This is a genomic window from Flavobacterium sp., from assembly GCF_020217025.1.
GTDB lineage: Bacteria > Bacteroidota > Bacteroidia > Flavobacteriales > Flavobacteriaceae > Flavobacterium.
Map to the genome: position 1 here is coordinate 1 of NZ_JAIWOF010000226.1, position 18,908 is coordinate 18,908.

The 18,908-nt window shown below is 32.1% G+C and carries 17 protein-coding genes; 3 read left to right on the forward strand and 14 right to left on the reverse strand.

Annotated features, from left to right (window positions below):
• Nucleotides 1-344: 344 nt before the first annotated feature.
• From LDL23_RS11890 to LDL23_RS11915, 6 genes are all read right to left on the reverse strand, one after another.
• Nucleotides 345-914 (reverse strand): hypothetical protein, encoded by a 570-nt coding sequence (locus LDL23_RS11890; protein WP_291265892.1) that lies wholly within the window; start codon nt 912-914, stop codon nt 345-347.
• A gap of 248 nt (nt 915-1,162) precedes the next feature.
• Nucleotides 1,163-2,938, reverse strand: coding sequence for a hypothetical protein (locus tag LDL23_RS11895; protein WP_291265893.1), 1,776 nt, complete (start codon nt 2,936-2,938; stop codon nt 1,163-1,165).
• Nucleotides 2,938-4,749 carry an AAA family ATPase gene (locus tag LDL23_RS11900; protein ID WP_291265894.1) on the reverse strand — a complete coding sequence of 604 codons (1,812 nt, stop codon included), beginning with the start codon at nt 4,747-4,749 and terminating at the stop codon, nt 2,938-2,940. Before LDL23_RS11900 ends, LDL23_RS11895 begins: the two co-directional genes overlap by 1 nt.
• A 5-nt stretch (nt 4,750-4,754) precedes the next feature.
• A complete protein-coding gene (locus tag LDL23_RS11905; RefSeq protein WP_291265895.1) occupies nt 4,755-5,459 on the reverse strand; it encodes a hypothetical protein in 705 nt (234 codons plus the stop codon).
• Between the two features lie 22 nt (nt 5,460-5,481).
• Nucleotides 5,482-6,723 carry a DNA cytosine methyltransferase gene (locus LDL23_RS11910; RefSeq protein ID WP_291265896.1) on the reverse strand — a complete coding sequence of 414 codons (1,242 nt, stop codon included), beginning with the start codon at nt 6,721-6,723 and terminating at the stop codon, nt 5,482-5,484.
• Nucleotides 6,724-6,725: 2 nt separating this feature from the next.
• Nucleotides 6,726-6,941, reverse strand: a complete 216-nt coding sequence (locus LDL23_RS11915; protein ID WP_291265897.1) for a helix-turn-helix transcriptional regulator — start codon at nt 6,939-6,941, stop codon at nt 6,726-6,728.
• Nucleotides 6,942-7,163: 222 nt separating this feature from the next.
• Here LDL23_RS11915 and LDL23_RS11920 point away from each other — a divergent pair, with 222 nt between their 5' ends.
• Nucleotides 7,164-7,589, forward strand: coding sequence for a hypothetical protein (locus LDL23_RS11920; protein WP_291265898.1), 426 nt, complete (start codon nt 7,164-7,166; stop codon nt 7,587-7,589).
• A 437-nt stretch (nt 7,590-8,026) separates the two neighbouring features.
• On the opposite strand, the gene LDL23_RS11925 is transcribed toward LDL23_RS11920, so the two are convergent.
• Nucleotides 8,027-8,659, reverse strand: a complete 633-nt coding sequence (locus tag LDL23_RS11925; protein ID WP_291265899.1) for a hypothetical protein — start codon at nt 8,657-8,659, stop codon at nt 8,027-8,029.
• 1,087 nt (nt 8,660-9,746) lie between these two features.
• On the opposite strand from LDL23_RS11925, the gene LDL23_RS11930 reads away from it, so the two are divergent.
• The gene (locus tag LDL23_RS11930; protein ID WP_291265900.1) at nt 9,747-9,974 is read left to right on the forward strand and encodes a hypothetical protein; all 228 of its coding nucleotides are present in this window, start codon (nt 9,747-9,749) and stop codon (nt 9,972-9,974) included.
• Nucleotides 9,975-11,232: 1,258 nt separating this feature from the next.
• Here LDL23_RS11930 and LDL23_RS11935 read toward each other — a convergent pair.
• Nucleotides 11,233-11,745, reverse strand: a complete 513-nt coding sequence (locus LDL23_RS11935) for an NUDIX domain-containing protein (protein ID WP_291265901.1) — start codon at nt 11,743-11,745, stop codon at nt 11,233-11,235.
• 122 nt (nt 11,746-11,867) lie between these two features.
• On the opposite strand from LDL23_RS11935, the gene LDL23_RS11940 reads away from it, so the two are divergent.
• The gene (locus tag LDL23_RS11940) at nt 11,868-13,082 is read left to right on the forward strand and encodes a glycosyltransferase family 4 protein (RefSeq protein ID WP_291265902.1); all 1,215 of its coding nucleotides are present in this window, start codon (nt 11,868-11,870) and stop codon (nt 13,080-13,082) included.
• A 379-nt stretch (nt 13,083-13,461) separates the two neighbouring features.
• Here the strand turns inward: LDL23_RS11940 and LDL23_RS11945 are convergent, their stop codons facing one another.
• The 6 genes from LDL23_RS11945 to menA all read right to left on the reverse strand — a co-directional run bounded on the left by LDL23_RS11945 (nt 13,462) and on the right by menA (nt 18,710).
• Complete coding sequence (locus LDL23_RS11945) at nt 13,462-14,043, reverse strand: tRNA-(ms[2]io[6]A)-hydroxylase (protein ID WP_291265903.1); 582 nt, start codon at nt 14,041-14,043, stop codon at nt 13,462-13,464.
• A 268-nt stretch (nt 14,044-14,311) separates the two neighbouring features.
• On the reverse strand, nt 14,312-15,355 hold the full coding sequence (locus tag LDL23_RS11950) for an o-succinylbenzoate synthase (protein WP_291265904.1): 1,044 nt from the start codon (nt 15,353-15,355) through the stop codon (nt 14,312-14,314).
• Between the two features lie 79 nt (nt 15,356-15,434).
• Nucleotides 15,435-16,631, reverse strand: a complete 1,197-nt coding sequence (locus tag LDL23_RS11955; RefSeq protein WP_291265905.1) for a M48 family metallopeptidase — start codon at nt 16,629-16,631, stop codon at nt 15,435-15,437.
• A 92-nt stretch (nt 16,632-16,723) separates the two neighbouring features.
• The gene (locus LDL23_RS11960; RefSeq protein ID WP_291265906.1) at nt 16,724-17,017 is read right to left on the reverse strand and encodes a hypothetical protein; all 294 of its coding nucleotides are present in this window, start codon (nt 17,015-17,017) and stop codon (nt 16,724-16,726) included.
• Nucleotides 17,018-17,102: 85 nt separating this feature from the next.
• Nucleotides 17,103-17,780: a metal-dependent hydrolase gene (locus tag LDL23_RS11965; protein WP_291265907.1), complete on the reverse strand. Its 678-nt coding sequence runs from the start codon at nt 17,778-17,780 to the stop codon at nt 17,103-17,105.
• Between the two features lie 39 nt (nt 17,781-17,819).
• Nucleotides 17,820-18,710, reverse strand: a complete 891-nt coding sequence (menA, locus tag LDL23_RS11970) for a 1,4-dihydroxy-2-naphthoate octaprenyltransferase (protein WP_291265908.1) — start codon at nt 18,708-18,710, stop codon at nt 17,820-17,822.
• Between the last annotated feature and the right edge of the window lie 198 nt (nt 18,711-18,908).

Here is an 18,908-nt window from a genome sequence, read left to right on the forward strand (position 1 = left end):
AACAAGCTTTTGCGATTGCAACAAAAAAAGAATATTATTCAGTGAAAATTAACTAAAATAAATTTGGAAAAAAACACAGTTCATTCCGCAGAATAGAAACGTAAGTTCAGCGTAGCTAAATCTCCTACTCAGTAGGCAATTGCTTTACGCAGTCAAAGCTGTCATTCCGCCAAAATAGGAATCTCCTACACGGTAGGCAATTGCTTTACGTAGTAAAGCCCATATTCATCATTCAACATTCGTTACCCGAGAGCTATGCTCGAACTGGCGAAGCAATCATCAATCATCATTCAATCACTCATTATCAAGGATTGCGAAAGGATTCAATGGCACTAAGCAAAAACTCAACTAATATTCACCTTAGAAGCAATTAAGTCCTCAATTTCTTTTTTAGTTATACCATAAATTCCTAAAATCTCCTTTGCCTTATTTACATTACGCTTTAATCTTTTACCTGCGTGAAAAACAGCAAACTCTAAATTATTAAAACGCAATTCTTCAAGCGTAAAGCCTTTTTGTTCCAATTGCAGCAAATGCCAATCGGTGTAATTGATAGGTAATTTGATGCTTCGCAAAATGCTATCATCTTCAAAAAAAGTAGTTTGAGCGGTTACTTTAGTTACCCCAATTTGCAATTGATTATCCGTAACAATACATTCAAAAAAAATACCATCCCAGGTTTTCACCATATCATAAAAGTAATGAAAATCAAAAGTGGCTTTTGCCGTATGTACCGTTTTACAAGGCAGTTCTAATTTGATGCCTGGAATAACCAATGTAAGTAAATTATCTGTAATCGTAAGCTCTAAGACCGTATAAGTCTTCTTTTTATACATAGTGGCAAGCGCCTTCTGCATCTTAGTTAACTGCGTTTTTAATTTCGATTTGCGAATGGTAAAGGAAGCTTTGTGCATAGGAAACGAATTTTAATTATAACTACAAAACTTAAAAAATAGTATAGCTATAAAATCGATTTCATGCTATTTGTTTTAGCACTCTTAACTCCTGCTTTTTGTAAAGTCTTATGAAAATCAAAACCCTTTTCTTCTTATTGTCATGATGAAATTGTTTTAGTATCTCTCATCAGCATTTCGTGAGTAACAAAACGAACGCGAAAGGAATCACGTATGAGCTAGGTTCATAAAATAAAAAAAAGGATTTATTAAAACTCGTAATCTTTAATAGATGGTATAATTGGGCAGCTTGATATATACATAAACTCCTTTTGTTTTGCAACAGGATTATTTCTAACTTTAAATCTATCTAAAAGATTTTTCTCTTTCAATTTACTTTCTCTATTAAAATTTATTGCGAGTATTAATTTATCAGGTTGAGATAAAGTTCTAATAATTCTACCTGTCAAATTTCTAAATTCAAAATCTACAAATTCTCTTAAATCACTTTCATTTTTAAAACTAAACTCATAGAAATCAAAGCCACTATGATTTTTAAAATATGATTTGAAATGTGTCTTAAAAATATTCTTAAATGTATTTCGAATTTCTATTATATTATCTTGAGAATAATTGGTGTACGCATTTAATACGAATAAGAAATTTATTTCATAATAATTAATAAATAAGGTATCTCTATCAAACAAACGCTCTTTGAAATGAGCACTTTTTTCAGTTCCTTTCTCAATATTCTGTATTAGAGTATGATTTTCAAAATCATTAATATTCTTTATTACACCTTGAATAAAAAAGTTTGGAGAAATACTATATCCCTCTGTGACTTCATCTCGGTACCTAATGTTTTTATTTATTAATGATGGGATTTTTATATTTTCATGTAATAAATCAATATTATACTGTATTACATTTTTAGCATAAGTAAATTGTTTATAAACAGAATTTTCACTTATCGAACTATTGTGTTTATAATATTTTGAATCTCCAATATAGAAAATACTTTCATCATTATCTAAAATACTTTCAAATTCAAATAAATGATCTAAAATCTTACCATCTTTATTGTTTTTTAAATGATTTAAAGAAATACCATTTGAAGTTTTTCGATTAGAAAAGGAGTCTGATAATAATTTATCAATCATATCTTCAAATACGTTGTGGTAGTGTTTAACAACTATGAAATCATTATTTTTATTTTTGATACTTCCAACAAATGTCCTTTCAAAAAATAATATTAATAAATTATAAATTGCTTTGAGTTTATCAGAATAGTAATTGTTTTTAATTTTCTTGATTTTATACAATCCATTATCTAAAAAATCTTTAAATCGTTCACCTTTAATTAAAGTATACGGACAATCAATAACTATATCAACTTTATATTCATCTTTTAAATAATTTAAAAGAGAATAAAAATAGGTCATTAAAACTTCATCATTATTGACAACTTTTGTTTTTGTATTAAGATTATCATAAATAGGATAACTATTAATAAAAACCGGTTGTTGCTTTCTAATTGTTTTATTCCAATTTACTTTTTTATGTTTTTTAGTTTCTTGTTCTTTAATATAGAAAACAAAAAAGTCACTATTCTTCTTATAAAAATTAAGTATTGTTAGCACTAAGTCTAAAAATGTAAATTCATTCTCGCCAATATTTGAACTTAATTGTAAAGTTTCACCAAGGTGAATAATTTTATCATCAACTCTACTTTTATACTCTGATAGCGATTTGTAAAATAGAATAAGAAATTTTCTAAACCAATTTAATAAGGTAATATCTTCTTTAAGTAATTCTTCAATCTTGAATTTAAAAAAATCTAAATAATAAATTTCAGTATCTAAAAATCTTTCTTCTTCTGTAATGAATAACTTAGGTAAAAAATAATAAAGTTGGTTGTCATTAGAATGATAATAACCTACTACATCTATATATCCATAATCTCCTATTTGGTGATAGAATTTATCACCAAAACAAGATTTCAAATCATTGATGTTATATTTTGCGCCCTCAAATAGAATCTTCATTATTCACTATCATTTTCATCTTCAGATGGCTCAGCAGCTATAGACATAGTATTTTCTTGATCAGGATATGTTTTATCCTCTGTCGTTTTATCCTCTGCTTTAGTAACACCTAAAACTTTTTCAAACAAATAAATTAATAAATCATCTTGATTACCTTCCTTGTGAAAATCATTGAATGAAAGATCTTTTATTTTAGAACCATCATCGTTCTTTTGAACAAAAATAGTATCTTGATGGTATGTTTCATCTTTAAAAACATCATTCCACAGATAAAATAATACTTTGTTTGTAAAAATTTCTTTAGAGATTATACCATCAGATTTACTAGCATCGATAAACCAATTACCTATTTGTTTATCTTCTGATTTCGTTACGCTGTAAATTTTTCTATTTACTTTATCTATGAAACTTAACCAAGAATACCTTTTATCTTCTTTTATTTTAATAACAAAATTAGACTTTTTACATGTTGTATCTATTGGAATATATTTCCATTCCCATCTACGTTTAAATGCTGAATCCATTGGATATAATGATTGGTCAGAAGTATTCATAGAAGCTAAGATTGATAAATTATTTGGCATTTGTAATTTACCATCTTTTAGAAGACTGATTGCTTCTTCACCATTTTTAATACGTTCAACATTAATTTCTTCTTCTTCTTCTGATAAATAATCTCTTAATTCTGATGAAGGTTCAATGTTATATTCTGGATTTCGGTCTAACAATTGAAAAATATCTCCAAATATCTCAGAACAGTTACCTCTATTTATTTCTTCAATTACTAAAAAGTAATGTTCGTCTTGTTTAGACCATGCTTTAACATATAGCTCCGTGAAAATTTGTGGTACAAACTTATATTTGATTTTATCATTATCATTGATGTCTGTATAAGGCTTGTATCCACCTACAAATGAATGATAATCGTAATCTGGATGAAATGTTACACGAGAATAGTTTTCGTTAGATACATTATACTTTTTAAGATATTCTTTAATGGCATGTGATTTTCCTGTACCCGGAGGTCCAAAATAAATTTTATTTATTGAGTGAACTTTTGAAGAGTTAGCTAAAGTTGTTTTAACATCATTCAATAATTCTTTTAAAAATAGTAAATAATTACTTTTACCCAATATTGCTCTTGGCATGTGATTAGATTTTTTAGCACTATATTCAAAAAAATCACCTTCTTTTTTTTCAAGATTACCTTTTATTGCTTCTATTAGATTATTAATATCATTTTTGTATATTGTGAACACTTTTGTTTTAAATTCATTTTGATAAATTTTTTCATAATTTATTAACTCTGCTTTGAGCTTTTCTTTACTTTTAGAAAAAAAATCAGAATAATAATTATGTTTGCTTCCATCTAGTTTAATAAACCACTCAATAAATTCGTCAAGTATATTAACTGGTTGATTTGCATTATCGTTATTTTCACTTTCACTTACAATTAGTTGGTGATTACTTTTTTCTTCAAAAAGATAATTTAAATAATCATAGCTCTTACTATTATTGTTGATGTGTTCGCACAAAAAAACATCTTGATTGCGTTTTCTTAATATTAATATATCACCTTCAATAGGATTTATTTCTCTAAATAAATCATTAAGGAATACACGATATTCATCTCTTGTTTCCCTTTTTTGAAATTTGACATCAAATTCTTTATTGCTAGGTATTAAAATTATTTTTTTTAACAAATGTTGACCGTTATCCAAATTAATTTTAAAAAAATCACGAATAGACTCTACATTAAATGTTGGAGTTCTGTCTAAATCTTGATTGATAATTTTCTTGATATATATCATATTATTTATATTTTAGTCCATTGCTCTGCCATTGCCCTAGCTAAACCTTCAAATGTTTTACTTCTCATTGTTCTTCTTTCAGCAGAAGATTTTGAAAGCGTTAAAGCATCTGAATACCATTTCGGTAAACTTTTACCACTACTTAATACTACTCGTTCTCCCTTACCAACTATGCTAGTAGGTTCTAAAAGAGGTAAATTTTTCAACCACAAACATGTAGCTTTTGAAGCTTCGTCACCAAACATCCAAGGATGGACAGTTTGATCAGGTTTTTTGTAACGTGTACTTACAATACCTACCGGGTTTTCAACAGCTATTTTATCAATTGGAGCCTCTAAAAGTTTAATAAAAAACTCTAGTGCTTCTTCTCTATCTTTAGCACGATCAGGAAATCGGGGATGTGGTCTTCTTTGATCAAAAGGAAGGTCTTTATCTTCAGGATGATAATACCATCTTGCACCGCTTACTGCTAAAAAAGTACATGGAGGATGAGCAATCATTAAATCCCAATTACCTTTTATTTTTACTTTTTTACCGTTTTGGGTTATACCTCCTTTATTTTCTATTACTTCAAACACATCGTGATTGAAATGCCATTCTGGATGCCCTCCACTACATTCAAGTAAATCACAGCTGTATGCTTCATGACCTAGCTTCCTTAATTCTTTTGTAACTGCTTGGCTTTCTTCACATGCAACAAGTACTTTCATATTTTTTATTTAATAAATATCATTATTTTAAACATTTTACAATTCCCAATGCTATATTTTTTGCCATTTCAGGAGGCACTGCATTTCCAATCATTTTATAACAATCTCCATTACTCCCTAAAAATTCATAATCATCAGGAAAAGATTGTAATAATGCAGCCTCTTTTATAGTAATTGACCTTGCTTGTTTTTCATCAGGATGGATAAACATTAAACCATCTTTATATAAATGAGCAACTATAGTTGGAGATGGTTTATCCCATTCAAGATTTCTATATTTAGCATGATTAGAGTTTTTACCCATTAAATCATTGTAAAAACTTATTTTATCAACCATTGGTTTTTTATTCATATCATTTTTTACCCAATTTTTAAAAATAGTAACATCTCTATCATTATGAAAACGAGGTTCGTGATATTTGATCGTTTTTTTCTCCCTCACTTTATGGGAAATATTTTTACCATCAATTTTAATAGCATTACCTATAGGCAATAATTTAGGCAAGTGAGAAATCGCATCACTAACTGTTTTATAACTTAAATTATTCTTTAGGGAGTCAATACTTTTATAGATGTCTTCCAAATTTATATTTGAGTCAGATCTAACACCAATGATAATAATTCTATTCCTTTTTTGAGGGACACCTAATTCGGATGCAGTATATATAGATTTTTTTAATTTTTGTGGATCTCTAATCTCATACCCAATTTTCTTAAATGCATCAAAAATTCTGTCAGTAACAGGAATATTACCCGGACACGCACTCAATAGACCTGGAACATTTTCAAACACAAAACATTCAGGTTTAAAAGCATCAACAACTTTTACAAAACTTTCAAAAAGATAATTTCTATAATCATCTTTCATTGAATTTTTATCTTGGGCTCTACCAGCAATTGAATATGCTTGACACGGAGGTCCTCCAATAATTAAATTTACTTTTTTGTCACCAACTAAACCTTTTAACCCTTTTTCAACAACAAATTCATGATTTGTTTTAGCATACTTTAATTTTGTATCCTCTACCCAATTACCATTAATTAATTCTTCTGTTTTTTGAATATCGAAATGAACAACGCTTTTTTCAGCATCCTCATCTGTATGTTCCCATTTTGTTTTTAATCTGTTTCTTAGTGTTTTAACCATTGGCATTTCCCATTCAACATGAGCTAAAGCCTCAAAATTATTAGTTTGCATAAAGCCTTCTGAAAGTCCACCACAACCTGCAAATAAATCAATATAAGTTAATTTTTTATCCTTCATTTTCATTTCTCAAAAAAGTATTCTATAGGTTTTTTGTAATACGTTGCTAAAAGGAATAATTTAGCAGCACTAATATTTTTGGCTCCGTTTTCAATTTTAGATAAAGTACTTTGGCGCATAATTTTATCGCTTTGTACTTTCATCTGTGTTAAGCCTAATTCCTCTCTGGCTTTAACTAATTGATGCGAAATGAGTTGGTTGATTTTTTTTTCTGTCATCGTTTACGATTGAATAGAATTATTCCAATTAGCAATATTAAGGAAGCTTTTTTGTTATTCCATAATGGAATAATTAAGCATATTAAAATAAAAATTATAACTTAGTTCTTTCACAAATCAATTACTAACTATAGAAAAAATATAACAGATAAGAAATATAAAAATTCAATCAAAATATGGTATAGGTTTTGATTAGTTATCACAAAACTAACTTTATAACAAATGAAAATCCCTTACAGTCCAGGACAAATCTTAAGATTAAAAAAAGTAAAAACAGAACTCTTAGAAATGGAGTATTATTTTGTAATGTTAGGTAATCATGAAGATAATATATGGCTTCAAGTAATCAATACAAATCGTGATTTTAAAACAGGATTTTCAATTGTACCAGATGAAATAGAGAACTATGAACCAATTGAAGTCTTTGGTTATGATTTAATAAAATTAGAAGTTAGGGTTAAAGAAAATTATACAAGAGATATTGTAATAGGAGCCATAACTTTTGTTGAGGAATTAGATAGTCCATTACTATTTCAAAAAACAAATGATGGTTTTGAGTCCAATATTATTTTTGGGATGGGAGATGAAATGTATCCCATTTTAAAAGGAAAAATTTATATTGAATACCCTCATTTTTTTAATAAGTAATGCTTTTATCACAAAACAAGTGAAACGCCTTGGTATAGCTCTACCAACGCAATTTACTTTAAAAACCTCGGTGATGCTCAGTGTAAATTCTAACCAAAAAGAACACAAAAACTACAATGGATAAGTGTTCTAGAAAACTAATTCTTAAAGAAAGAGTCACTTGTTCAGGAGATGCTTAACAGCATGACAAACTATGCGTATAGACTAATGTGAACCAGGAAATGTAAAACGTCTCTGTGGAGCTCTCTCAACATAATCCACTTTAAAAGAAGTTCGGTGAAACTCGGTGAAAAAAAATCCGCTAACCTCAGCGTTTTGCGCAAGCAAATCAGTATCATCCGCGTGCCACAAACCTGAAACCTGAAACAAACAAAAAACACCCCACTATTACAAGCGGGGCGTTTCTCTAAGTCAGTAATTTTGAACACTACTTCAAACTAACTTAATTTTAGCAAATTCAACACGTTAAAAGCGCCATTGTTCAACATATACTGAGAACCATTCACCTCTTGAAAAAATTCAATCAAGATAAAATGCATTCCAGTACCAGTAGCTATTGGTACACTTGCTGGAGTCAATACAGGCGAAATCATCCCATTTGCCAAAGGATATACTTCTTCAGGACTTTGGGTCAGCTCATAAGCACCTGAGGCAAAATCAATACGCAAAAACCCAACTTGCAAACTAAAATGAGTCGCCCCCTCAGGACTGCGCATTTGCTCCAATGGGTTGTAAGCGGCAATACTTACTGCTCCAGTAGTCGTATCAACAGAAACAATCGAATTCAATACACTACCAAAAGTAGCTCTTGCATTAAAATCAAATCCTTCCAAAATCGAAGTAGAGGTTGAACTATTCAATCCTTCTGCTACATTTCGCGCTCCACGAGCACTCACACTGTCCAAATTCTTAATTTGTCCCATAACCTTCACAAGCCTACTCGTCAGTTTACTGTCTTTCGCTCGAAACACCATCGGCCCCAATGCCGTACGCAATAATTTCCCCGAACTCGCAATACTGCCAAACTCAGCCCCATTCTCTCGTGTACGAGCAAACGCTGGGTCGTTCATAATTCGGTTTTTACTCACACCACCTTTGGTGCGCACAAAGTACCCATCGGTACCTTTGTAGAAAGTAAGATCTTCCATCGTACCTTCTAATTTGATCAAGCTTTTTAATTTTGCCATGATTTTAAATATTTAATTATTTATACTGACACAAAGGTAGCCACGTACCAAAGGAGCTCTTGTAAATACTGCCGAAAACGAATTCTCTTGCATTCTTTTTCATAAAATAAACCAAGACATGCAAAATCCGCCAAAAACAACAATTATTACCATTTTTGCACAAAAAAGAAGCCAATCAATTGAAAATAAACGAATTAAAAAATAAGATAACAAATAGAAAAACATACTAAAAAACAACCTTAGTGTATGAGGAGTGTATGAGGAGTGTATCAATAGTGTATGCCAAGTGTATGCTAGAAGTATGGTAGAGGTATACCAAAGCTACCTCAGAAGTTACAAATAGGTAAACACTCCTTAAGTCCAATCAAGAGCCTGTCCAGAATCTTCAGGAGGATAATTACTTCTAAGAAATTTTACAATAATTACTATTCTAAAGATTACTTCCATTTCTTCAATCGGTGTCCTAAAACAAGAACAAGTTCAAATTCAAAATTCAAGTACAAAATAGATACTTAGTAGCATAACAATGCGATTAGGTAAGTGTAAACTATGAAAAGTGAAACGCCTAGAACTAACTCAATCCAGTCTATTGTGTCTATGTGGTTAAATAAGTTAAATTGTAAGAAAATAAACAAATTCGAAATAGCAACAACTGAGTAAAAAACATAGAATATAATTTTTATAAAAAATCTAAAAAAAGGCAAAAAGTGGCGAAAAAGCAGTAAAAAAATACTTATTTTAATCTAAAAACCAACAAAATCGACCTGAAATTAAAACATCGGCTTTGTTGAAAACTCCATCCAATTGTTAAAAACTTATAGAAACAACTTGTTAAATTATTGCTAAATTTGTAAACATACCGTTAGCAAATTATTACATAATGGCTAGCTAAACCAAATTTAACAAACTCAAAATAATTTAAACATGAAAAAACTAACAAGACAGGCGGAAAAATTAAAGAAAATTAGGAATGTCAAGAACCATTTTAAGAATTTGCATCACTACTAAAGACATAATGAACATAGAAGAATGTTCCCCTCGTACCGCTTCTCAAAAGATGAGCGACATGCGTGCATACTTCAAAAAAACAGAAAAAGGACGCAAAATCACATTCACAGATTATGCAAAATACACAGGCATTCCCATAGAAGAGCTTGAACCCTTTCGTCTTCCACCAAATTATAAAGTAGCTTCTTAAGCTTCAATTATAGCATATTTCCCCAATTCCCCCTTTCCATCATTACCAAAACTGGTAAAACCCCAAATACACTTTATCTCCCAATAAAGAAATCCGTAACCATCAGCAAAATCATCGTCATCCGCGTTCTTATAAGATTGCAACTCCTCTGTGCAACTCAATCAACACAATCCACTTCCAAAAAAACTTAGTGTAACTCTGTGCAAAACTTAGTGCTACTTTGTGTAACTAAAAATCAGGCACCACCAGCGCTCCGCCGAGGCGGACCCGTTTCATCCGCGTGCCAACTCAAGAACAACTTCAAAATTCAACATTCGTTATTCATCATTCAACATTCAAAAACACCAGCAACACCCCTAAAGTCCCCTCAAGGGGACAATTCCTATCAAGAACTTTAAACGTCATAACTTTTCATAAGAAATCCGTAACCATCAGCAAAATCATCGTCATCCGCGTTCTTATAAGAGTGCAACGCTTCTGTGTAACTCTCTCAACACAATCCACTTCAAAGAAACTCCGTGTAACTCTGTGCAAAACTTAGTGCTATATTTTTACACTAGCCTTCGACAAGCTCAGGATGACAATCGTGACAATAAATTTCTAAAGATTAAAAATTATAAAGATTACTTCAATTTCTTTAATCCGTGTTCCAAAAAAATCCGCCACCACCAGCGCTCCGCCTAGGCGGACCCGTTTCATCCGCGTGCCAACTCAAGAACAAATTCAACATTCATCATTCGTTATTCATCATTCAACATTAAAAAAATGCTCAACAGCATAATGAACTACACACCCATTCTAATGTGAACTATACAAAGTACAACGCCTAAAATCAACACAAACAAAAGCTATTGTGTCTATGTTGTTGCAACTTCAAAATTCAACATTCGTTATTCATCATTCAACATTAAAAAAATGCTCAACAGCATAATGAACTACACACCCATTCTAATGTGAACTATGCCAAGTACAACGCCTAAAATCAACACAAACAAAAGCTATTGTGTCTATGTGGTTGCAACTTCAAAATTCAAAATTCTTTATTCATCATTCAAAACACCCGCAACACCCCTAAGTCCCCTCAAGGGGACAATTCCTTCTAAGAAATTTTAGTGCTATATTTTTTCATTAGCCTTCGACAAGCTAAGAATGTCAATAATGACAATGAATTTCTAAAGATTAAAATTATAGAGATTACTTCAATTTCTTTAATCTGTGTTCCAAAAAAAGCAAGTTTAAGTACACCTTCAAAAATAAACTATTTCAAATACTGCTCTCCTATCACCTTACGTATCGAAACAAAACCAATTTTATCCAAATCAATTTCCGAACGTTTCACCCATACCAACTCCTGAATTTCGTCTTCAGCAGCTACATTTATGGCATCTGAAGGCAAGGCGCATTCATAAAAAATATCCATCGTTCGGTACGGCACGTTTTTATACAAATAATTATTCGGTGAAGTCGTAACATACTTTAAATCCGAAGGCTGCAAGTCCAAGCCCAATTCTTCTCTAATCTCTCTACAAGCCGCTTCTTCCGCCGTTTCATTCGGGTCAATAAAGCCACCAGGCAAATCCCATTTCCCTTTATCAGGATCTACATTTCGAACCGTAAACAACACCTTGTCTTCAAACGTAAAAACAAGCGCTACAGCCGCCGCAATATTATGATAATAAGTAAACCCACAATCCGCACACAAAAACCGACGATTATCAGGAAACGAAAAATGCGTTGAAGCACAACTAGGACAAAATTTGAAAAAACTCATTTTTAAGTGATTAGTGATTAATGCAAATTTACTTTTTACTTTTTACTTTTTACTTTTTACTTTTTACTTTTTACTTTTTACTTTTTACTTTTTACTTTTTACTTAATACCTATCTTTGCCCCATGAAGCACTTAGTCATCATCGGAGCCGTATGGCCAGAACCCAATTCAACCGCAGCAGGAAGCAGAATGTTGCAACTCATTGCCTTGTTTCAAAAGCAAGACTATGAAATCACGTTTTTGTGTTCAGCTATGCCATCTAATTTCTCTTTTGATTTAAGTACCATTTCAGTTAAAACGCAAGCGATTCAATTAAATGACAGTTCTTTCGACACCCTTATCAAAGAATTAAATCCCAATGTAGTGCTGTTTGACCGTTTTATGATAGAAGAACAATATGGCTGGCGCGTTATGGAAAACTGCCCGAATGCACTACGAATTTTAGATACCGAAGACTTACATTTTCTAAGAAAAGCTAGAGAAGTGGCGTTCAAACAAAATCGCGAACTGGTTTTTGAAGACTACATTTCCGATGTTTTCAAACGCGAAATGGCTTCCATTTACAGATGCGATTTAACGTTGTTGATTTCCGAATACGAAATGCAATTGGCTACAGAAACGTTTAAGATTGATGCATCTCTTTTGTACTATTTGCCTTTCCTATCGGAAGAAATAAACCCAAATGTTCCAAAGTTGGAAGAGCGAAACCATTTTGTAAGCATCGGCAACTTTTTGCACGAACCCAATTGGCAAACCGTTTTACAACTAAAAAAACAATGGAAATCCATCAAAAAACAACTTCCTGAAGCCGAACTTCACGTGTACGGCGCTTATGTATCCGAAAAAGGAAAACAATTGCATAACGAAAAAGAAGCTTTTTTAATTAAAGGAAGAGCAGAAAGTGTAATAGAAGTCTATGCAAAAGCAAAAGTATTGTTAGCCCCAATTCCCTACGGAGCTGGTTTGAAAGGCAAATTATTTGAAGCCATGCAACAAGGATTACCTTCAGTAACCACTAAAATGGGCGCTGAAGCCATGCACGGCAATTTAGATTGGAACGGATTCATCACTTCAGATGAAAATGATTTTGTAGAAAAAGCAGTCGAATTATATTCCAATAAATCCCTTTGGGAAACCGCTCAACAAAACGGATATGAGATTATAGAAAAACGTTTTAAAAAGGAATTATTTGCAAGTGATTTTATCAATCAAGTAGAATATCTTCAAGAGCATTTGAAAACACACAGAAACCAAAACTTCTTAGGACAAATACTACAACACCAAAGCTTACAAAGCACCAAGTACATGAGCAAGTGGATTGAAGCGAAGAACAAATAGCAAGAACAAGGGCAAAAATCAACTACAAACCTGCAACACCCCTAAAGTCCCCTCAAGGGGACAATTCCTATCAAGAACTTTAAACGTTATAACTTTTCATAAGAAATCCGTAACTATCTGTAAAATCATCATTCGCGTTTCTATTCAAGTGCAACGCCTCTGTGTAACTCTTCAACACAATCCATATCAAAAAAAACTCGGTGAAGCTCGGTGTAAAAAAACTATGTGTCTATGTGGTTTAAAAATCTGTGTTCCAAAATAAAAATCAAGGGCAAAGACAAGTTCAAATCTAAAAGTTAAATAAAAGTAAGCGAAAAACTTTTCACTTTTTACTTTTCACTTTTTACTTTTTACTTTTTACTTTTTACTTTTCACTAACCTACCCATGAATCGTCTCCGATTTCCCGTAACTTGCAATTACTTTGGCTTCAAATTCTAACCATTCTTCCCAACGTTTTTTTACGTCGTACCCTTCTTCTGCTAATTCGTGAGCAAATTGCAAGAAAGAAGTATAATGATTGGCTTCTGAAATCATTAATTCTCTATAAAAAACTGCTAATTCTTCGTCTTTGATATTATCTGAAAGTACTTTGAATCGTTCGCAACTTCTGGCTTCAATCATAGCTGCAAATAACATGCGTTCTACAATTAAGTGCTTACGATTACCGGGTTTCATGAATTTGAATAAATCGTTTACATAACTATCTTTTCGTTCACGACCTAACACCCAACCACGCACTTTGATAATCTCATGCACTTGCTCAAAATGATCCATTTCTTCTTTCGCAATCATAGTCAATTCAGTTGTGATTTCCGTAAACTCAGGCAACATATTAATTAACATGATAGCATTAGAAGACGCTTTCAATTCGCACCAAGCATGATCGGTTAGAATTTCTTCTAAATTTCCTTCTGCTATGTTGGCCCATCTTGGGTCGGTTGGTAATTTTAAACGAAACATTTATTAATGATTTAGTTGTGCAAATTTAGAAAATAATACTTTAAACGGAGAATAAGTTCAAGGGCAAGTTCAAGGGCAATGTACTTTACTTATAAAAATTAAAACATATAAGTCATATAAGTCATATAAGTAAAACTAGTGAAACGTTTCGTCTAATAAAGTACATATAATATTTTGAAGATTACTTCAATTTATCCAATCTATGTTTCAAAAAAATCCGCTCACACCAGCGCTTTGCGAAGCAAACCCGTATCATCCGCGTGCCCTCCTAAATTCCTAAATTAGAAACATCCCATTGTTTAGAAACATTATACTGAATATGTCCCTTCTCAATTTCCAACGGACAATCGAAATTATTCGTATACAAACCACCCGTTCCTAAACCTTGCGGCATGGGATTATGTAAGGTAAATGTAAATTGGGTGATTGCGTTTAATCCGATGTTGCTTTCTAATGCAGAAGTAATCCACCAACCGATATTCAAACTTTCAGCAATGGAAATCCATTCTAATGTTCCTTTGAAACCACCGACTAAACTTGGTTTTAAAATAATATATTGGGGCTGAATTTCTTCTAGTAATTTTCGTTTATTCGCAATTCCAAACACACCAATTAATTCTTCGTCTAACGCGATTGGAAAAGGCGTTTGTTGGCAAAGCATTTTCATCTCTTGACGTTGATTGGCTTTAATGGGTTGCTCAATACTATGTAATTCAAATTCAGCTAATTGATTTAATTTACTTAAAGCTTCTTTTGAATCGAAAGCACCGTTCGCATCTACCCGAATTTCAATAGTTTTAGCGTCAAAATTTTGACGAATAAATCTCAACAAACCTAATTCTTTTTCAAAATCAATCGCACCAATTTTCAATTTTATACACGAAAATCCTTGTGCTAATTTTTCTTCGATTTGGGTTTTCATAAACTGCTCCTCGCCCATCCAAACCAAACCATTAATCAACATATTCCTTTTACCAATTGTAAATTCCGAAGGAAATAAATCGAATGGTGTTTTAGACTCCAACGACAGAAACGCCATTTCCACTCCGAATTGAATCGAAGGAAATTCCATTAATGCGTCCCACAATTGGTCTTTTCCCAAATGAATGTTTTGGCAAACCCATTGTAATTTTTCTTCATAATCGGGTCTATCATCAATAGAAAGGGTTCGTAAAATACCACACTCACCTATCCCGATTTTACCCTTTTCTTCCAAGATTAAAAACCAAGTTTCTTTCTCCGTCATTACCCCACGAGAAGTCCCGCTTGGACGTTTGAAATTCAGGATGTATTTTTTGTAGGTTGCTTTCATATTCAAGTACAAGTGCAAATTCAAGTACAAATTTCAAAGCTTGAAGTTGAATTTTGCACTTGAACTTGTTATTGCTATATTATTCAATAACCCTCAAGATTTTCTTGAAGTCGTCTGTTGGTAATCCGTGTTTTTCGAAAGTTGTGAAATCCGATTTCGTTTGTGCTATCCACGTTTTACTATTAGATAAACTTTCGTGAGCGTATTTTTTATGAATGGCTTTGGCTTCTGAAATTCTGTCGGTAAACAAATACACGTGTGCCAAATTTAACTGAAAATGAATTTCAGATGGATTCAATTTTATGCCTTTAGTATACATTTCTTCTGCTTTTGTAAACTGTCTTGAATACAAATAATAATCACCTAAAAGTCTATAATCGATGTAAGTCGCTCGGTTTTTAGCAAACATTTCGGTAGAAAGAATCGAAATTGCTTCCTCATAATTTCCTTTTTGAAAAGCCACATTTGATTTTTCACGGATGATATCGTAATAAGCTTTTACTTCACCCGTTTCTTTTAAACTCTCTTCCGTAAGCTTTTCAATAGCATTGTTTTTCTCAATCGCTAAAAGTTGAGAAAACTCTCTATAGGTATACTTTTTGCTACTATTTTCGATAAAAGCAGCATAAAAAGCCTCTTTTTTTGTCAGTTTTGAAACTACTGGCAACTTTTTAGCTAAGTTTAAAATCTCATTTTTAGTCGTTTTGTCCCAACCTCTGCTTGCTTTATAATCGACCCAAGGCACGACTTCTAAAACGATTTTTTGATTCATTACCCAATTTTGACTTTCAAATCCGAACCAAAGATTAGGTAAATTGGTTAAACATAAAGAAGAAGACGAAATCAACTTAGCATCTTTGCTTACTTTTTCTTTTTGTTCCCAACACGCTCTATCGGTTTTACCTTCTTTTAGAAACAAATTAGCGGCATTTGGTTCTTGAAACAAAGCAAACGTACACTTATCATCACCCGAAATAGCCGATGTTAAATGAATCGCTCCAGCCGCTCCCTGACTAATTCCCGTAGGATCAGGAATCGCCTTTAATACCGAAACCAAACTCGAAGTTAGCTTTTGACTTTCATCTAAAATGGTGATTCTGTATACAAATTCAGTAGTCCCAACGGGTAAATCCTCTGTTTTAATTAAAGCGCGTTTTCCGGCTGAAAGTGTTATTTCTTTTGTGGTTGCTCTTTCTTTGTCCCAAAAACCCTCTTTCTGAGCTAAAATTGAGCTTGAAAATAATACGGCGGATATGAAGTATAAAAGTTTATTCATTTTTTTATTTTTTTAAACACATAGTATCATAGTTGCTCTTTGTGTTAATTTTTAGTCGTTACACTTTACATAGAAATCATAGCTTAAAAGTTCTATTTTCTATTAGTTTTTAATTTTCTTTTTTTAATTTCATTAGCTTCATTATTTCTCATTAAAACTTTATTCCTTTCAATCGTACTATAATCCTTACAAGCCCAAAAAGAAAAAATCAAAAGTAAAAAACCTAGAAGAATTAAACCATTTCCGTCAATAGTACCTGAATATAAACTTCCAGTTTTACTAAATGAAAAACCATTTGTTGAACTATTAAAAAACTTCATTACAATACCAATTATCAAAACTACTATTGCAATAAAGAATGAAACTTTATATAAGATTTTACTCATTTAAAAGATTAATATTGACACGAAAAACGAGAATTGAAATCTATGTGTCTATGTGTTTAATAACCATTCAATTTTTGTACCAAATTTACAATTCAATACTTTGTCCGATTTCTAACAACATCAAGTCTTTTCCTTTGTCGAAAAATTTACGCTTCGCTTCTTCGTGATTGATTTCGATGTAACCAAACGTGTCGAAATGATAACCCAACACTTTATCGCATTGCACAAAATCAGAGGCAATAATCGCATCTTCTACATCCATTGTAAAGTTACTTCCAATAGGCAAAATCGCTAAATCAAGCTTGGTACGCATTGGAATTAATTTCATATCCATGGTTAAAGCCGTGTCACCAGCGATGTAGATATTTTTGTGTTCTCCCTCAATTACAAATCCGCCAGGTTGCCCACCGTAGCTGCCATCTGGGAATGAAGACGTATGTAGTGCAATTACATATTTCACGGTTCCGAATTCAAAATCCCAACTTCCGCCGTGATTCATGGGATGGTAATTGAATCCTTTGTTTCCGTAATGTGAAGCAATTTCGTAGTTGGAAACAATAACTGCTTCGGTACGTTTAGCAATCGCCTCTACGTCCAAAATATGGTCTTGATGTGCGTGTGTTAACAATATATAATCCGCTTTCAACGTATTGATATCAATATGAGAAGCCTTTGGATTTCCAGAAATAAACGGGTCCACTAAAATGTGAACGTCATTAACTTCAATTCCGATACAAGCGTGTCCGTAAAATGTGATTTTCATAGTTTTTTATTTTAGTGAAAAGTGATTAGTAAATAGTGATTAGTTTAGAAAGACTAAAGTTAACCAAAATAATATACTTAATGCAAAAGTACTCAAGGCAACTTTTTTAAGTTCTGGATCGAAGTCTTCGTATTTTTCAGATTTATTCACTTTGTTCATATTCATAATTATTGGGATATTAATTAATAAAACAGGAATTAATGAAGATTTAATTAGCATTAAAAACAACATAAAAGATAACATACCGATTGCTAAAATAATTTCATGATATTTTTTTGCCCATTTTAAACCCATTTTCACAACCAACGTATTCTTTCCTGCGATTTTATCGTTTTCAATATCGCGCATGTTGTTTAAATTCAGCACCGCAACACTTAATAATCCGATAGCGGTTGCGGGTAAGAATAACTTCCAATCGATAAAATGAGTGAATAAAAAGTTAGAACCAATTACCGAAACCAATCCAAAGAAAATAAACACGAATACATCTCCAAAACCGCTATATCCATAAGCACTTTTCCCAACTGTGTATTTAATGGCTGCTCCGATGGAACCGATTCCTAATAAGATGAATATCAAACTTAAGGCGAAATTATCTTTTCCGAATGCCACGTAAATCAATAAAAGAGCAATAATAAACGTCAATACTGCTGTAATGATAACTGCTTTTTTCATTTGCTCAGCTGTTATTACTCCAGCTGCTACTAAGCGTTTTTCTCCGATTCTGTTAGCATCAGTTCCTTTTACGCCGTCTCCGTAATCGTTGGCATAATTGGATAATACTTGTAATCCTAAGGTAGTTAATAACGCCAAAACCACAATTCTCCAATCGGAATATCCTTGGTAATGAGCATAAGCGCTTCCCACAATAATTCCAGAAACGGAAAGTGGTAAGGTTCGTAATCGTACGGCTTGTATCCAGTGTTTCATTATTTTATTATTTTTATTTAAAATCAAGTTCAAGGGCAAGTTCAAGTGTAATAGTTTTCGCTTCGCTCAAATGTAAGTCTACTTCGTAGTAGATTCCTAGCAAGCTCGGAATGAACTGTGTTTTTTTCCAAATTTATTTTAGTTAATTTTCACTGAATAATATTCTTTTTTTGTTGCAATCGCAAAAGCTTGTTTTAA

Bases quoted from the DNA above. Each gene is read 5' to 3' on its own strand.
- LDL23_RS11890 (WP_291265892.1), bottom strand. From the start codon at position 914: ATGCACAAAGCTTCCTTTACCATTCGCAAATCGAAATTAAAAACGCAG.
- LDL23_RS11895 (WP_291265893.1), bottom strand. From the start codon at position 2,938: ATGAAGATTCTATTTGAGGGCGCAAAATATAACATCAATGATTTGAAA.
- LDL23_RS11900 (WP_291265894.1), bottom strand. From the start codon at position 4,749: ATGATATATATCAAGAAAATTATCAATCAAGATTTAGACAGAACTCCA.
- LDL23_RS11905 (WP_291265895.1), bottom strand. From the start codon at position 5,459: ATGAAAGTACTTGTTGCATGTGAAGAAAGCCAAGCAGTTACAAAAGAA.
- LDL23_RS11910 (WP_291265896.1), bottom strand. From the start codon at position 6,723: ATGAAGGATAAAAAATTAACTTATATTGATTTATTTGCAGGTTGTGGT.
- LDL23_RS11915 (WP_291265897.1), bottom strand. From the start codon at position 6,941: ATGACAGAAAAAAAAATCAACCAACTCATTTCGCATCAATTAGTTAAA.
- LDL23_RS11920 (WP_291265898.1), top strand. From the start codon at position 7,164: ATGAAAATCCCTTACAGTCCAGGACAAATCTTAAGATTAAAAAAAGTA.
- LDL23_RS11925 (WP_291265899.1), bottom strand. From the start codon at position 8,659: ATGAACGACCCAGCGTTTGCTCGTACACGAGAGAATGGGGCTGAGTTT.
- LDL23_RS11930 (WP_291265900.1), top strand. From the start codon at position 9,747: ATGTCAAGAACCATTTTAAGAATTTGCATCACTACTAAAGACATAATG.
- LDL23_RS11935 (WP_291265901.1), bottom strand. From the start codon at position 11,745: ATGAGTTTTTTCAAATTTTGTCCTAGTTGTGCTTCAACGCATTTTTCG.
- LDL23_RS11940 (WP_291265902.1), top strand. From the start codon at position 11,868: ATGAAGCACTTAGTCATCATCGGAGCCGTATGGCCAGAACCCAATTCA.
- LDL23_RS11945 (WP_291265903.1), bottom strand. From the start codon at position 14,043: ATGTTTCGTTTAAAATTACCAACCGACCCAAGATGGGCCAACATAGCA.
- LDL23_RS11950 (WP_291265904.1), bottom strand. From the start codon at position 15,355: ATGAAAGCAACCTACAAAAAATACATCCTGAATTTCAAACGTCCAAGC.
- LDL23_RS11955 (WP_291265905.1), bottom strand. From the start codon at position 16,631: ATGAATAAACTTTTATACTTCATATCCGCCGTATTATTTTCAAGCTCA.
- LDL23_RS11960 (WP_291265906.1), bottom strand. From the start codon at position 17,017: ATGAGTAAAATCTTATATAAAGTTTCATTCTTTATTGCAATAGTAGTT.
- LDL23_RS11965 (WP_291265907.1), bottom strand. From the start codon at position 17,780: ATGAAAATCACATTTTACGGACACGCTTGTATCGGAATTGAAGTTAAT.
- menA (WP_291265908.1), bottom strand. From the start codon at position 18,710: ATGAAACACTGGATACAAGCCGTACGATTACGAACCTTACCACTTTCC.